The organism is Bradyrhizobium sp. NBAIM08 (genome assembly GCF_020193935.1).
Lineage (GTDB): Bacteria > Pseudomonadota > Alphaproteobacteria > Rhizobiales > Xanthobacteraceae > Bradyrhizobium > Bradyrhizobium yuanmingense.
Genome location: NZ_JADYVR010000024.1, coordinates 1 through 14,538 on the forward strand (window position 1 = coordinate 1; position 14,538 = coordinate 14,538).

Annotated in this window: 10 protein-coding genes and 5 pseudogenes; 3 read left to right on the plus strand and 12 right to left on the minus strand. The window is 59.7% G+C overall.

The annotated features are described in order from the left end of the window. Positions 1–122 precede the first annotated feature (122 nt). Positions 123–737, plus strand: a pseudogene (locus I6F37_RS37060) (IS5/IS1182 family transposase); the annotation flags it as partial. Here I6F37_RS37060 and I6F37_RS37065 read toward each other — a convergent pair. The 3 pseudogenes from I6F37_RS37065 to I6F37_RS37075 all read right to left on the minus strand — a co-directional run. Beyond that, a pseudogene (locus tag I6F37_RS37065) lies at positions 734–1,048 on the minus strand (transposase); the annotation flags it as partial. The pseudogenes I6F37_RS37060 and I6F37_RS37065 overlap by 4 nt on opposite strands. Before the next feature lie 70 nt (positions 1,049–1,118). Then, positions 1,119–1,465, minus strand: a pseudogene (tnpB, locus tag I6F37_RS46085) (IS66 family insertion sequence element accessory protein TnpB). A gap of 236 nt (positions 1,466–1,701) precedes the next feature. After that, a pseudogene (locus I6F37_RS37075) lies at positions 1,702–1,857 on the minus strand (transposase); the annotation flags it as partial. Positions 1,858–1,962: 105 nt separating this feature from the next. Between I6F37_RS37075 and I6F37_RS37080 the strand changes: the two are divergent. Further along, positions 1,963–2,126 (plus strand): annotated as a pseudogene (locus I6F37_RS37080) (IS66 family transposase); the annotation flags it as partial. A 421-nt stretch (positions 2,127–2,547) separates the two neighbouring features. Here the strand turns inward: I6F37_RS37080 and I6F37_RS37085 are convergent. From I6F37_RS37085 to I6F37_RS37125, 9 genes are all read right to left on the minus strand, one after another. After that, positions 2,548–3,369, minus strand: a complete 822-nt coding sequence (locus I6F37_RS37085) for a Crp/Fnr family transcriptional regulator (protein WP_225131206.1) — start codon at positions 3,367–3,369, stop codon at positions 2,548–2,550. A 345-nt stretch (positions 3,370–3,714) separates the two neighbouring features. After that, complete coding sequence (locus tag I6F37_RS37090) at positions 3,715–4,506, minus strand: ABC transporter permease (RefSeq protein WP_225131208.1); 792 nt, start codon at positions 4,504–4,506, stop codon at positions 3,715–3,717. Continuing rightward, positions 4,503–5,345 carry an ABC transporter permease gene (locus I6F37_RS37095; RefSeq protein ID WP_225131210.1) on the minus strand — a complete coding sequence of 281 codons (843 nt, stop codon included), beginning with the start codon at positions 5,343–5,345 and terminating at the stop codon, positions 4,503–4,505. The genes I6F37_RS37090 and I6F37_RS37095 overlap by 4 nt, the downstream gene beginning before the upstream one ends. Before the next feature lie 68 nt (positions 5,346–5,413). After that, a complete protein-coding gene (locus I6F37_RS37100; RefSeq protein ID WP_225131274.1) occupies positions 5,414–6,493 on the minus strand; it encodes an ABC transporter ATP-binding protein in 1,080 nt (359 codons plus the stop codon). Between the two features lie 114 nt (positions 6,494–6,607). Then, positions 6,608–7,723, minus strand: coding sequence for an ABC transporter substrate-binding protein (locus I6F37_RS37105; protein ID WP_225131215.1), 1,116 nt, complete (start codon positions 7,721–7,723; stop codon positions 6,608–6,610). A 1,231-nt stretch (positions 7,724–8,954) separates the two neighbouring features. Beyond that, a complete protein-coding gene (locus tag I6F37_RS37110) occupies positions 8,955–9,338 on the minus strand; it encodes a hypothetical protein (RefSeq protein ID WP_225131216.1) in 384 nt (127 codons plus the stop codon). 106 nt (positions 9,339–9,444) lie between these two features. Beyond that, positions 9,445–10,686, minus strand: a complete 1,242-nt coding sequence (locus I6F37_RS37115) for a Rid family hydrolase (RefSeq protein WP_225131217.1) — start codon at positions 10,684–10,686, stop codon at positions 9,445–9,447. 147 nt (positions 10,687–10,833) lie between these two features. Continuing rightward, a complete protein-coding gene (locus I6F37_RS37120) occupies positions 10,834–11,580 on the minus strand; it encodes a class II aldolase/adducin family protein (RefSeq protein ID WP_225131218.1) in 747 nt (248 codons plus the stop codon). A 543-nt stretch (positions 11,581–12,123) separates the two neighbouring features. Further along, positions 12,124–13,095 (minus strand): D-2-hydroxyacid dehydrogenase, encoded by a 972-nt coding sequence (locus tag I6F37_RS37125; RefSeq protein ID WP_225131219.1) that lies wholly within the window; start codon positions 13,093–13,095, stop codon positions 12,124–12,126. A 727-nt stretch (positions 13,096–13,822) separates the two neighbouring features. Here I6F37_RS37125 and I6F37_RS37130 point away from each other — a divergent pair. Continuing rightward, a complete protein-coding gene (locus I6F37_RS37130) occupies positions 13,823–14,383 on the plus strand; it encodes a cupin domain-containing protein (protein WP_225131220.1) in 561 nt (186 codons plus the stop codon). Positions 14,384–14,538 lie beyond the last annotated feature (155 nt).

Genomic DNA, 14,538 nt, shown 5'->3' on the forward strand with positions numbered 1-14,538 from the left:
GGTTTGGACTCTGATCCTGCAATCCGAGTCCGAGGGGCCTGCCCTCATCTCTTGCGCAGCAAGGCTGCTCGGAAGATGGTCTACATACTCAACCTCCTTCTTCGCGCCGTCATGGCGCACATACCACGGTGCAGCCCAAGGCGGTCGCGCATCCGACTGACGCGCGGCTGCTGCATCGAGCAATCATCAAGCTGGTCGGGCTCGCCAAGCGCAACCGTGTGCCGCTACGCCAGAGCTATTTGCGCTTGGCCAAGCGCGCCGCCATCATGACCGGCCGCTATACCCACGCCCACCAGTTCAAACGCGCCCGGCGGCAGCTCAAGTTCCTGCGGACACGGCTTGGCCGGATCATCCGCGACGTCCGCCGCAAGATTGATGGCGATACGGTACTGGAAGCTCGCTTCGGCCCGTTGCTGGGTTTAGCGCAGCAGGTGCGCAGCCAGGATCAGCATCAGCGCGGTCCGAAGGTCTATGCGTTACATGCTCCGGAGGTTGAGTGCATCGGCAAGGGTAAAGCCCGCGCCCCCTACGAGTTCGGCTGTAAGGTCAGCATCGCCACCCCTGTGACGTCTCCGAAGGGCGGCCAGTTCGTGCTCCATGCCAAGGCGCTGCATGGCAATCCCTTCGATGGGCACACGCTCGGTCCCGTAATCGCCGACATGGAGAAGCTCACCGGGGTGGAGGCTCGCGGTATCCACGTCGACAAAGGATATCGCGGTCACAACCACCCGCAGCGCACCGTCGTCGTCTTCGCCACGGCTCGTTCGGCCGCCAGTTCGTCCTCGGTGGCGTCGGCTTCCAGCTCTTCGAACGTCAGCGCCAACTGCTCCATCAGCCGCGCCGAACGTTCCGACCGTTGCCCATAGATCTGATGTTTCAGCTTGGCGATCTGCAACTGCTGCTGGGCGATCAGCGCTTCGTCTTCCGACGCTTTCGCGCGGGCGACCGCGAGCTCGGCGGCTATCTCCAAACCCTTCGCGCGCTCGACCGCCAGCGCCTCCTTCAGGACGGCAATGTCATCCGGAACAGCGTCGCGGTCGGCATCCATGCGACGCAGTGAATCACAGATTGGACGCGATGGGACTCCCGAAAATGGCAGCAACCGCAGATTTCTTCGCTCAGCCCACACTTTGCGGCCGCCAGCTTAGTTGCGGATTCCGCCAGTCGATGCCCTCCAGCATATAAGCCATCTGCGCCGCTGAGATCGATACCGCGCCGGCCGACGCCGACGGCCAGATGAACTTGCCACGATCAAGGCGCTTGGCGTAGAGCGACATGCCCAGCCCGTCGTGCCAAAGAATCTTGACGAGGTCACCGCGGCGGCCCCGGAAGATATAGAGTTCGCCGGCATGGGATCGCGCTTCAAGCTCTCTTGAACCGTAAGAGCCAGGCTTTGCATGCCGCGACGCATGTCGGTGTGGCCAGTGGCGATCCAAACCCTGACGCCGCTCGGAATCGGGATCATCGTCGCCGCAGCAGCTCAAGTACTCGCTGCAGGGCCTCGCCGTCCACGTCACGGTCAACGCGAACGCGACAGCCGCCGCCAAGCTCGATTTCAATGATTCCAGCCCTTGCGCGCTGCGCAGGCGGTGAAGCCACTGGTTGTGGCGCCTCGCTCGAGATCGGAGCCGCCACGGGCGTGATCTCGACGGGAATGAGAGCTAGCACGGCATCACCGCCCAGTCGACCCTGGCGCGCTTGTCGACGCCAGGTGAACAGCAGGCTGTGAGCCACCCCGTGCCGGCGCGCGACGCCGCAGACCGTCTCGCCAGCCTGCAAGGTCTCTTCGACAAGGCGAACCTTCTCGTCGTAACTCCATCGCCGCCGACGCTCGGCGCCCAACACATTGACTTGCATTCGCCACGTGACCTTAACGCTAGATTTAAGGTCAAATTCTTGGGCCGCCTCTCAAACGACACAAGGCGGCCGCCGCCGGAGGGATACTCTTCTTTGCCATGCCGACAAGAGAATGCGCGGCGCAAGGGCGCCGGAAAGAAGGAAATCCTGCTCTCTCCGATTGCGATCGAGGTCGTGAGGCGGATTGATGCGCTGTTCGAGATTGAACGCTCCATAATGGCAAGAGCCCCGAAGGGCGTCTGAGCGTGCGACAGACGCTGAGCCGCCCCCAGCGGCGCGCATGTGCGATGCCTCGGAAAAGGTCGGAAGGAACGATGCACCTACTGACAAGCGAAAAACGAACACGCGGCTTGTAAGACATAGGCGTCGCGCCATGCGCACGCCGGAAGACGCGAAGCGCATTGGCGACGATGATTTGCCCTCTGAAAAGTCAATCGTATTGTATACTGTACGAATACATTGCGAACCCAAGCCGCTTGGGCGATCGCAATGAGCTGCACCTTGCGTTGCGTGGGAGGCGCCGCTTCAGCATTGTCGTCACGGCGCAAAACTCTGGATAATCGCCCCACACTCTGGAGTACCGGCAACGCGGAGCACTCCGTGTCGAACCGAACACGCGACACGCGGGTCGGCATACTCTCGCTAGAAATAGTAGCCCACACCCAACGTCGCGCCGTTCGTCACCTGGCGCTATGGGTTGGTGGCTGACATTGCGGGTTCGGTTGAGGCGTAGGCGGCTGAAATAAGCTTGTAACAACCGCATGCCCTTTGCTCGAGGCACGAACGTTCTTCAATCCGCAGCACGCCGCGAGTTTTGCGGATCAGTTTTTGTTCTTCGAATCGGATTAGGGTTTCCGTTACCCCAGCGCGGCGCAGTGCCAAGACGGAAGAAAGGTAATCATGCGTAACCGGAAGCACATTAGCATCGAGGGCATCACTCGCCAAACACAGCCAGCACGCGAGCCGTTTCTCCCGATCGTGGCGCACGCCGCACAACCCGCTCTGAGCGCAATGCAAGTCCAACGCATGGACGTACCGGAGAAGATGTTCTCGAATTTCAGAGTGATCATGCATCACGCGTCGCAGATCCTCGACACCAATTCTGTGCGCGCTGCCCGGAAAAAGTACAACAGATTGATGAGTCGCAAGATGCGGTCCGAATAAGAGCGAAGCGCCGATAGCTCCGCAGTGTCCTATCACCGCTGTTTCAAGAACGCTTCCGGCGGCAACTATTCTGAGCGAGACAAGTCCGGACTCTATAAAATAGACATGATCGAGTGGCCTTTTCGGCTCTTGCAGCACCATCCGCTCTTTTAAAACAATCGGCTCGAGGAATTCTCCTATTGCCGCGAGCTCTTGAAGCGAAATCCTCGCCAGAATCTCGTTTTTGAGAAAGCGCCGTGCACTAGAGCGGACGGCACCGGGCCAACGATGTGCATCAGAGGTCCGCGTGAGAACCGCAGCGCTGCGCCCATCAAGCGCGTCGAGGACGGCAAGAACTTGGTCGGCCATGCTGCGGTCCGCCTCTTTGTTAGGAAGATTACTAAGTCAACCGGTTCGACCTTCACGAACTATTGATTCTCAGTCTAGCGAGACGGCACTCCCTCTTCGTGCAATGAGACGCCTTTCGACGAAGAAATCCTGCGACAGAACAGCCTCCGTCGATTCATTCCGACGAACCCCGGTCGCACATACCTGCACCCATCTCCTGGCATATCGTTACTAGAGAGGGAGCTCAGTACATTTTTTGCGTGAGCAACGCTGCTACGCCATGCTGGAACAACCGGCCATGGCAGCATAACTTAAACCAATGGCCTCCGGCAAACCCGGGCCGGTTCACATGTCCTCGCCCATTCTTCAGACAGTTCGCAGTTGCTCGGTGCGCTTGCGCAGAATGTGAGCGCTTGCAAGTAGCGATGCCGTCAGAACAACCGTGATAGTCGACACGGCCGCTATCGTAGGCTCAATCTGGAAGCGAAGATCGTCCCACATGCGGCGTGGCAACGTGACGGCACCTGATCCTGACAGAAACAGGGACACGACCACTTCATCGAATGAGGTGATGAACGCGAACAGCCCGCCGACAAGGATGCCTGGCCGGATCAGCGGCAACGTTATTTGCCAGAACGTACTGCTTGGCGTCGCGCCGAGGCTCAACGCTGCCTGCTCAAGTCTAGGATCGATGCCGGATAGGCTGGCGCTTACGCTGGTGACGACAAACGGCACAGCAAGGCAGGTGTGCGCCAGCATGATCGCCGCCGGCGTGCCGACCAGCCCGTAGCGGGAGAAAGCGTAGTAGATGCCGATCGCAACAACTATCACGGGCACGATCAGTGGCGACAGGATGAGGCCGGCCGCGAGGACCCGAAGCGCCCGCGGCAAGCGGGTGATGCCGACCGCGGCGAGCGTGCCGAGCGTCGTCGACAGCCCCACCACGGCTGTCGCCACCCAGAGGCTGATCCAAGTTGCGCGCAGCCAGTCGACGCTGCCAAAGTAGACGATGTACCATCTGAATCCAAAGCCGGGTGGTGGGAAAGTGAGGTAGTTCGCCGACGAGAAGGACAGGACGAAAACCACTATGATCGGAAAGGCGAGGAACAGCAGGATCAGGCCGACTATCAACGTAGGCAAGAGGCGGAAGGCAGTCATTGGAGGTTCATCCTGAAGGCGCTGCCCACCCCGGGCAGGAGCTGTACAAGGGCGATCAGGCCGAGCGCGGTCGCGAGCAGCACGGTAGATAGCGTCGCCGCATATCCCCAATTGAGCTGGTCGACCTCGTTGGCGATTAGCATCGAGAGGGTGATCTCGCGCGCGTCGCCCACCATGGCGGGCGTAATGTAGAACCCGAGCGCCAGCACGAACACCAGCAGTACGCCGACGGCCACGCCCGGCATGGACAGGGGCAAGATGACCTCTCGGAAGGTGTTCCATGGCGTGGCGCCCAGGCCCGAGGCGGCGAGCGCCAGTGAGGGGTCGATCTGTCGCAGGGCGTTCGCGATCGGCAGGATCATGTACGGCAGCATGATGTGCGTCATAGCGATTTCGGTTGCGAAGGTCGTGTTGAGTAGCCGGATCGGTTCTTCAACCAAACCAAGCGCCAGTAAGGCTTCATTGATCAGACCATGCCGGCCCAGCAGCACCATCCAGGCGTAACTGCGCACCAGCACCGACGTCCAGAACGGCAGCAGGATCACGATCAGAATGAGAGGTGCACTCGAGCGCGCGCGTGACAACGCAAGCGCCACCGGATAAGCCAGCACGAGCGTGCTGAGCGTGACCGAAAACGACGTGCTGAGCGTGATCCAGAAGACCTTGAGGAAGATGACGTCACCCAGCAGCGCCGCATAGTGATCCAGAGACCAGCTAGGATCGTTGAGGCTGCGCAGCAGCATCGATACGACGGGTACGGCATAGAACACCACCATGTAGACCAGCAGCGGCGCGGCAAGCAGCAGCGGAATGATGCATGAGCGCGCACGATTCCACACAGACAATTCTCTTTGGCTTACCGAACGGGCTGAGAATAGTGTTGTGATCGCCTCAGACATAGCTCGCCCTACACAAGGATCGTGTCCGCGACCGACCAAGCAATTTCTGCGCGCTGGCCAACGGCTCGGCGGCGTATGGCCGCACTCGATGCTTCCTTAAGTACTAGAATGGTCCGGTCGTCGGACTTCAGCTGGTAGCGGCAGCGCTCGCCAGCGAACACGGCTTCGGTCACGGTAACACTCATGCGGTTGACGTCTGGTCCGGGTGCGACAAGCCCGTCGGCGAAACGCAAACGCTCGGGCCGGATGGTCAGAGCGACTTCAGCGCCGATTGTCGGACGCAGTGAAGTCACGGCCCGCACCAACACGTCTTCGCACTTGGCCACGACGACGCCGTTCTCCAAACCGCATACGACGGCCGGCAAGAAGTTGGACTGGCCGATGAAGCCCGCCACAAAGCGATTGTTGGGGCGGTCGTAGAGATCCTCCGGACGCCCGATCTGCGCCACTTTGCCATCGTTCATGACGGCGATGCGGTCGGACATGGTGAGCGCCTCGTCCTGATCGTGCGTGACCAAGATGCAGGTGACGCCTAGTTCAGCGTGCAGGCGTCGCATCTCGGACTGCAGATTTTCGCGCAGCTGCTTGTCGAGTGCACCCAGCGGCTCGTCCATCAAAAGCAGCCGCGGCTTGAACACAATCGCCCGCGCTACCGCCACACGCTGCTGCTGACCGCCGGAGAGCTGACGCGGATAGCGCCCGCCATAGTCCGGCAGGTGCACCAACTCGAGTGCCTCCCCCACCAGCCTAGCTCGCTCCGCCTTCGGGACACCGCGCTGCTTCAGCGGAAATCCGATATTTTCGGCTACGGTCAGGTGCGGGAAGAGGGCATAATTTTGGAATACCATGCCGATGTTGCGGCGATAGGGTGGCATGGCGACCACCGAGACCCCGTCAATGGAGATGTCGCCTGCGTTGGGATTCTGAAAGCCCGCGATCATCATGAGCGTCGTGGTCTTGCCCGAGCCGCTAGGGCCCAACAAAGTGAGGAATTCGCCGGAACGAACGTCGATGGACACGCCGGCCACGGCCGCGACACCTCCATAACTCTTCTTCAGATCGGTCAGCGACACCGACGCGCCGCGCATACAACTGCCGTCCTGAGGCAAAGTCAAAGGCATTAACTCACGCTCCATAGAATCTAATAGCTTTTGGGTTTGGCCCTAAGCCCCTCGACACGCTCGGGACGGGCAATCGGCGCATCAGCCCAGCATCCACTTGGTGAACTTGGCTCGAGCCATCTCGCGGTTGTCGGTCCACCAGTCGAAGTCGTAGGGCACGAGTTGCTTCTTGATGTCCGGCGCACTCGGCAGCACCTTTAGGCGCTCGGGTGGGATGTACTTGTTGGACCCTTCGTTGACCGAGCCGTAGGGAATCGCGAGCGCGAAGCGCGCCTGCGGGATCGCCATGGTCGAATAGGCCACGAATTTCATGGCATTCACCTTATTCTTGGCGCCCTTGAGGATGCCCCAAGCATCGCGCATGGCCAGTCCTTGATTCCAGCAAATCGCCACAGGTAGGCCTTGCTCCTGCAACGCCGCCATGCGACCGTTCCAAACCGTGGTCATGACAACCTCCCGGTCCGTCAGCATCTGCGGCGGCTGGGCGCCAGTCTCCCACCACTTGACCACGCTCTTCCTGATCTTGTCGTAGCTTGCCAGTGCCTTGTCGACGTCGAGCGGATAGAGCTTGTCGGCCGGCACCCCGGCTGCCATCAGCGCGCATTCCATCTCGGGATTCATACCAGCCCCGATGCCGTACATGGCCCGATCGCCCGGGAACTTCTTGGTGTCCCAGAAATCCTCCCAGTTTGCAGGTGCGGCACCATTGAACGCGTCGGTGCGGTAGGCCATCACGTTGGCCCACACCAGCATATCCACCCCATATTCGAAGCGGTACTCTTTGCCCACGCCGTCATCGATCAGCGAGTAGTCGATCCTCTCGAAATAGTCGCCGGTCTTCGTCAGCCTCATGATCCCGCTGCGGCTGGTGTGTATGAGATCCCATTCGAGATTGCCCGTATCGACCATCGCCTTGACTTTGGTTGTATCAGCGCTGGGAAACGCGCGAACCTGAATGCCTGTCGCTCTCTCGAATGGCTCGAAATATGCCTTCTGCTGTGCCTCATGCGCCGTGCCACCGTAGTTGGCGACGCGGAGTTCTCCCGAGCCCTTGAGGACATCCGGGACCGTCGTCTGCTCGGGCCAGGCCGGTTGGGCATCTGCCGAGCGGATGATGAAAGGTGTCGCGAGTCCGGCGGTGATCAGGCCGACAGCGCGGCGGCGATTGAGAAGCAGTCGAGAGCGGTCTTTGCGCATGGGCTCGTCCCTCATGAAGTAAAGAAGGTTGTGGCGAAAGTGCTTGTATCGTAGTCAATGCGTATCAGGCTGAGGTCCTGCACCGCCGCATTAGCCCGCTCCATCTCAGGGATGCGCGGCGACTCACGTCGGGCATGGATGAGGTAGTCGCCCTCGCCCATTGCTTCACAGACTCGCCCATGCGCGCGGCGCCCCCGGTCGGATGCACCTCACGAATCAAATTAAGTGAGATTGTCTTGGTATTCCCCCTGCCATTTGGATTGTTTTTTGGAGAGCGCTGAACGCCATCTCGCGCCAAGACTATCAATGCGGGAACAATTGAACAGACGTTTTCTTCGATGCCCTAAATCATTGAGGAATATCGAGCTATGTTTTCTAAAACGAACAACGCAAACGACTGTGCCCTGCGCTTAAAGTACACAAACTTGGTTTTTAGAGCGTGATGGCATTAAGTTCGATAGCCTGAGGTAGTTGGCTCATTCCTCGGAGGTGAAAGCTTCCAGTGCGTGACCGATCGCGGCGCAGACCGCGTCTCGATGAACCATGGCGCATCGATGCGGTCGTGACGCAGGGCCGCCAGGGAGGTCATGGTCTTCCAGCGGCGCCGTGGAGAACCTTGGCCGGAAGTCTGTGCCGCGCGGAGCCCCCGCAGCGGACCCACGTCGGGCCGGGTCCAATCTCGTCGATGAGGGCCGGCCGCTCAGCTTCGACGCGACCTTGATACTTCGCCCGCTAAGCCCAGACTGCGTGCTCTACCGAAACCGCCCTCGGCTTGTGACCGCCCATCCGGCCAGGAGCTCCTCGACCCGCTGCATCCAGCCGACCGATAGCAATACTGATCGCTACCCCAAAACTGCTTGGCGGCCCGATTGCGCGACATCCGCCCTCAACGAGTGACTGCACTCGGCCTCACTTGCCGAGCTATCGCATCGACCAGACCGAGTTGACGCCTGCGCTACCGCCTTGAATCCAGCGCGGCCCTCGCACTGCGTTGACGGTCTCGACTGCAAGGCTCTTGACGAGGCACTTCGCCAATAGCTGTGGTCACGCTGCATCCCAAGCTGTCGACATGCGAATTTTCACGGCCACTTATGGATCAACGCACAGCGGGATCCTGGGGCCGCAGGCGTGAAGAACCGCGTACAGACCAGTGTACGCGCCACTACTGTGGTGGCCTACCTGAGATTATCAGCGACAATACAGAGCAGATCGACTTCCAAAAGAGATTGGCTCAATCGTGCACGAACATAGTGATCAGCGGATCGGAGCCGACCTGACGTGTCGAGTGCCCATGCACTTTCTCATTGAAAGTCGCGCCGGCGGGCAGCGTGTCGGCCGCGTAAAAGCAATCGCCAGGTTTGAAAACGCGCGAGCTCCCATCCTGCAGAGTGATCTCCATTTGCCCTCTAAGAATGAAGACCCATAACGGGCTGCCGGAGCAATGAAAGCTCCAGGCAAAACCCACGGGACTCTGGCGGACCTGATAACCGCTGCACGGAAGTCGTGCCGACAGCTGCATTTGCGACGTGCCTTCGGAGAGATCTATCGTTTCTTCGCGAAAGCGCGCGCGGCCGTCCTTGTCGGTGAACAGGATAATCTTCGTGAAGGCCTTCATGCTTTCCTCGTGATGACTTGGTTAATTATTATGCGCAACGAATGACTGGTAAGGCCCACGATCATCGCTGGCAGCAGGTCGCGTAGCCCAGCGGATCGAAGCACCCTCAACCTTGCGCCACGCCCCAAATCTCCACAGTGGTGTTGGGGCTGTGCATCATGGGCTTTGGTACGAGCGTCATGGGCGGAAGCGCGCCACCCACGCAATCGGCGAGAGTCTTGGCAAAAGCCATCGTTTCGGCCTCAGTACCCGTCGAGGTGAAGTAGCAGACCATAAGCTTCAAATCCGCAGGCCTCCGGCCGAAGGGGCGGAGGAGGTCTTCGATATAGCTCATGGTGAAGCGGGTCTGCGGTATGAGCTGGCCTTCCATAACACACCCACCCGTGTTGCTGTAGGGACGCAAGGGCACCTGTCCACCGAGCCACACAGTATCGCGCAATCGGATGGCTTGGCGGTACGGCCAACCGTGAAAGCCCGCAGGGATCGCCCAGTCCCACACGCGCTTGGGCCAATGGTCCTCGCGCGGGATGTATTTGTCGCGGCCGTTCCACAGTTCGCGCATGGCCATAACTTCGACCTTGGTCAGGGCGCCCTTTGGATTAAGACGGTGGCAGGGAACCACAGTACCGGCCGGCCCAGGCTCGCGAAAGTGGGTCGCCCGCGCCTTGGCGAGCGGCGCCCAGTCCTCGCGCTTTGTGCCGAAATAATAACCCTCCAGCTTGACGCAGTCTTGGAAAGAGGCGCCGAGCGCAGCCAGCGTCTCCGCGTGCCTCTCCATGATGAAGTGGCTCTGGGCCACGCCGTCGTCCGGATGGCGCACAACGCCGTCGGTGTCCTCCGCCGTGCGGTTGGCAACTGCGATGAACTCGCCCGCGCGCAAGCCCGCGGTAATCGCTCGGTCGCCGAACAGCGCCTGCCTCTGCGGTGGCACCGGTCGCGGCACCGCCCGGACATCGGAGTGCGTCCGCCACCCGCGCTGAGCGATGGCCTGTATCTGGATCGTCTGGCCGGAAAACGGCTGCAAGGGTTCAGGCACCGTGCTGATGGCCGGCATGGGGTCTGCCTTGAAGAAGCGGGCCAGTGCCGCGATCACCTCCCAATCATCGCAATCAGCAGTGTAATGCGCTTTGAGTCGGACCACGTCGTCAAGCGTGCAGGATTCGCTGGCGAGCGCCTCCGCCATGTTGGTCACCGCGCCCTCGATCTGCTTGTTGAGGTCGCCCGGATTGAGAATCCGTCCGGCTGTATCGAAGTCAGCCGCGCCGCCGACGAAGCTCAACGCGCCCGCGCTGGCGGACAGATTATGGGTGTCCGCGATCGGCAGATGCCAGATGGTCGATGCAGTCATGTCGTCCCTCATTTCAACTGTAAATCGAAGTCACGGTCGCACCCGTTGAGGCCGCACCACCGCGGAAGCACCGACCAAACGACCAAGAATATTCCGCGGTGCAACGTACACTACTCTCTGTGCTTCAGGCGCGCACGTGCCGGACCATTAGGTCCCGTACCCAGGGCTGATACGATCGAGGCGTCGTTTGAGTGCTGCCCACGTGCGGGAGGCAAAGGTCGGACTCTCGCGATAGCGATTGCTCTGCTCCATCGTGTGCGCGACGACTTCATCGGGCGGCAAGGAAACTTTTTGTCCGCCCTGTGTAGCTGCGATCTGGATGCGGCAGGATTGGTCCAAGTAGTACATATTAAAGAACGCTTCAGCCACGCTACGCCCAACCGTGAGCAAGCCATGATGCTTGAGGATCATTGCGTCCTTGTCGCCGAGATCACGCGCCAGCCGTTCACGCTCCTCCAGGTCATCCGCAATGCCTTCAAAGTCGTGATAGGCAACACGGCCAAAGAGCTCCATCGATATTTGGTTCAACGGCAGCAGCCCTTGGTCCTGCGCTGCCACGGCCATGCCGGCCAGGGTATGTGTGTGCATGACACACTGGGCATTATGGCGATTCATGTGCACGGCTGAATGGATGGTGAATCCTGCGCTATTGATCTCGGACACCTCCGCCTTCTCGACGGCGTGTCCTTCGGGGTCGACGACCACGAGGCTCGAGGCGGTGATTTCATCGAACATCATGCCATACGGATTGAGCAGGAAACGATGTTCCTTGCCAGGCAGACGCGCCGATAAATGAGTGAAGATCAGGTCGTCCATGCCAAAATGGGCTATCAAACGGTAAGCCGCAGCCAGATCGCAGCGGATCTCCCATTCCCGAGTATCAACGGTACGCATGTCTCGTCCTCCCTAATGTCCATCCATTGTGCGCTGCCCCCTAACCCGCTTGGCACGCTTCGGCGAAGGTGGCAGCGCGCAGCAACGTAGCATCGTCGCCTCGCGCGGCGACCAGTTGTAATTCGATAGGCAGGTCCGCAGGACGCCGGCCCACTGGCAGAGTTAGGCAAGGCAAGCGCAGCATCGTCCAAGCTCCGTTGAAGCGGGCGTCGACGGTGTTGCCCAAACCTTCTGGCGCTTTGCCAGCCGCGGCAGGTACCAGGAATACATCGTAATCCCCGAACAGAGTGACTCACGCCAATCGAGCATCATGAGCGCGCGCAAGGCCTTTTTTCGTAGGCGTCCAGTGTCGCGCGCTGCTCATAGTTCTCAAACAAAGAAGCGTGTAAGGGTCTGACTCGTGAGTTGGCGTTGCGCAACTGACGAGCGGCTGCAAGCGCCGTCAATTCCTTCATGAAGGATGTCCGTTGCCAGGCACCCGTGCCGATAACTGAGTGTAGATCAGAACCACGTCATGACAGCCTCAAAGCACAAGCGCGCCGATCAGTAGCCACGCTTCAGGTCGACTACGTTACGCAACGGCTTTCTGTCGAGGAAACGCTGCAGGTTGTCGTTGAAGATCTCCAATGCGCGAGCGTTGTAGTCGCTCAGCCAACCGGCAACATGGGGAGTGACGATGACGTTCGGCATCGTCCATAGAGGACTGTCCACCGGAAGTGGTTCCCGCTCGAATACGTCGAGGAGAGCTCCGGCGATCGTGCCCCCCTGAAGCGCCTCGACGAGCTCGTTTTCCGCAATCACCGAACCGCGAGCGATATTGATCAGAAACGCCGTGCGGCGCATGAGCTGCAGCTCCTTGCGACCGATAAGCCTGGTGGTTTCCGAAACGTGTGGAACAGCAAGGACGACGAAGTCGGAGAGCCCCAGGACCTCGGCGAGCCCCTCCGGCGGGAAAAGCGTGTCGATGCCTGAAACCGGCTGGGTCACATCACGCTTCGAGCCGATCACAGTCATGCCCGCACTCTTGGCTCGGCGAGCGATGGCTGTACCGATCGATCCGAGCCCGACAACACCAAGCGTCCGTTCCGCGAGCGGTGCGATCGATCGTGGACGCCATTCCTTGCGAGATTGCTCCCGCATGAACCGCGGGAAGTCCCAGTGCATCATGGTCATGCCCGCCATGACAAAGTCCGCGATGACTTCGCCGTGCATACCGCGGACATTGGTGACGACGAGGTCGCCGACGCGGTCGCGGATCGATAAGACTGAGTCAACGCCCGCGCTGGCGCATTGGAACCAGCGCAGCCGCCGCGCTTTGTCAAAGATCTCGGCAGGAAAACTGTGGGCGAGGAGAACATCTGCCTCCGCCACGTGCTGATCAAGCGACGCCTGATCTTTCGCGATCAACACGCGAACATGGGAAAAACGCTTGTGAATCGAGGCCGCATAATCATCACCGGCAAAGGCATAGAGGAGGACTGTGACGACATTTTCAGCCGCAGACGTTGATGACATTGTAGTTGGACCTTGATCAAATTTCTTGGATTAAACCCGCGGCATTGCAGGAGCAACAACTGAACCCCGGCATTGTGGCGCCCCATAAACACTATCAGCCACGAGAGTGTGCGGATCGCGTCACGCCACATTGCGCGACAGGACTATCATGGCCACTGTCCTTGAATAGACGTTTTCTTTGATATCGTAAGTCATTGAATATCATTGCTGGTGTTTTCTAAATCGAACACCGCACTCGACAGCGCACGGCCCCGAAGCCGCGCTGATGTTGGTGCCCTGCAACGGGATTGCCAATTTTCGGCCCGACGGATCTCCGATTAGCCTCGGGCGTCGGATCCTGGGCCCCTGGCTACCTCCCGCAAACCGTCCTCATCCTTTACCGCCCTCCTGGTGGGCGGCCGATGGTGTGGGCCAGCCGACACATCGTGATGGCCACGTCATCGATGGCTCGTCGATATCGATTAAGCGCTATGATAAGAGTCTGAAGTTTGCCGCCAGCGTAAGCGGCGTCGTTCGGCCTCAACTGAAGACAGATTCCAGACTATCGGCGCGAGGGAAAACGCCACAATCGATCGGTCAGACGCACAATTACGGCGATTATGGCCCAATGTTGGGGAATTCAGCCTCAAAGCGTGGCTAGAGTTGGCTCATGACGTGCGCGGCGGCAGCCGCCGTTGAAGATGTCGGATGAAGCGCGCCGGAGAGCAAAGCGTTGGAGGGGCCGCCGATGACCGACGGCGCAAATGAAAACATCGGGGCTCGGCTGCGTCACGTCAGGCTGCGCAACGGCCTTTCACAGCGTGCGCTGGCAAGGCGGGCCGGAGTAGTCAACTCAACCATATCTTTGATCGAATCAGGGCAGACAAATCCGTCCGTGGGCGCCTTGAAGCGTATCTTGGAAGCCATTCCGATCAGTTTGGCACAATTTTTTTCGCAACCGGACGAGAGAAGGGAACAGATCTTTTTTAAGAAGAATGACCTGACCGAGATCGGCAAGGGCGGAGTCTCCCTTCTCCAGGTTGGCAGCACCATGGTTGGTCGATCAGTCCAGATTCTGCAGGAGACGTACAAGCCTGGCTCCGACACAGGGAAAGTGTGCCTTACTCATGATGGTGAAGAAGGCGGAATTGTCATTAGTGGACGTTTGGAGGTCACAGTTGACGATCAAAGGCGCGTGCTATGCCCTGGCGACGCTTACTACTTCTCCAGCCGCCGACCACACCGGTTTAGGTGTATCGGCAAAGAAATATGTGAAGTAGTGAGTGCGTGCGCGCCGCCAACGGTCTAGTGAACGAGAGCTGATCAGGCAAGAGTTGATAACGCGCCGTACTGAAGGGGGGTGCGCAAGAGATTTCTAAGGTGTGAGTTTGCTTCGAAACGTGAAGATAGCATCGAGGCGCGGACGACATGTGGATCGCTTCATTGCGATCTTGCGATCCACCA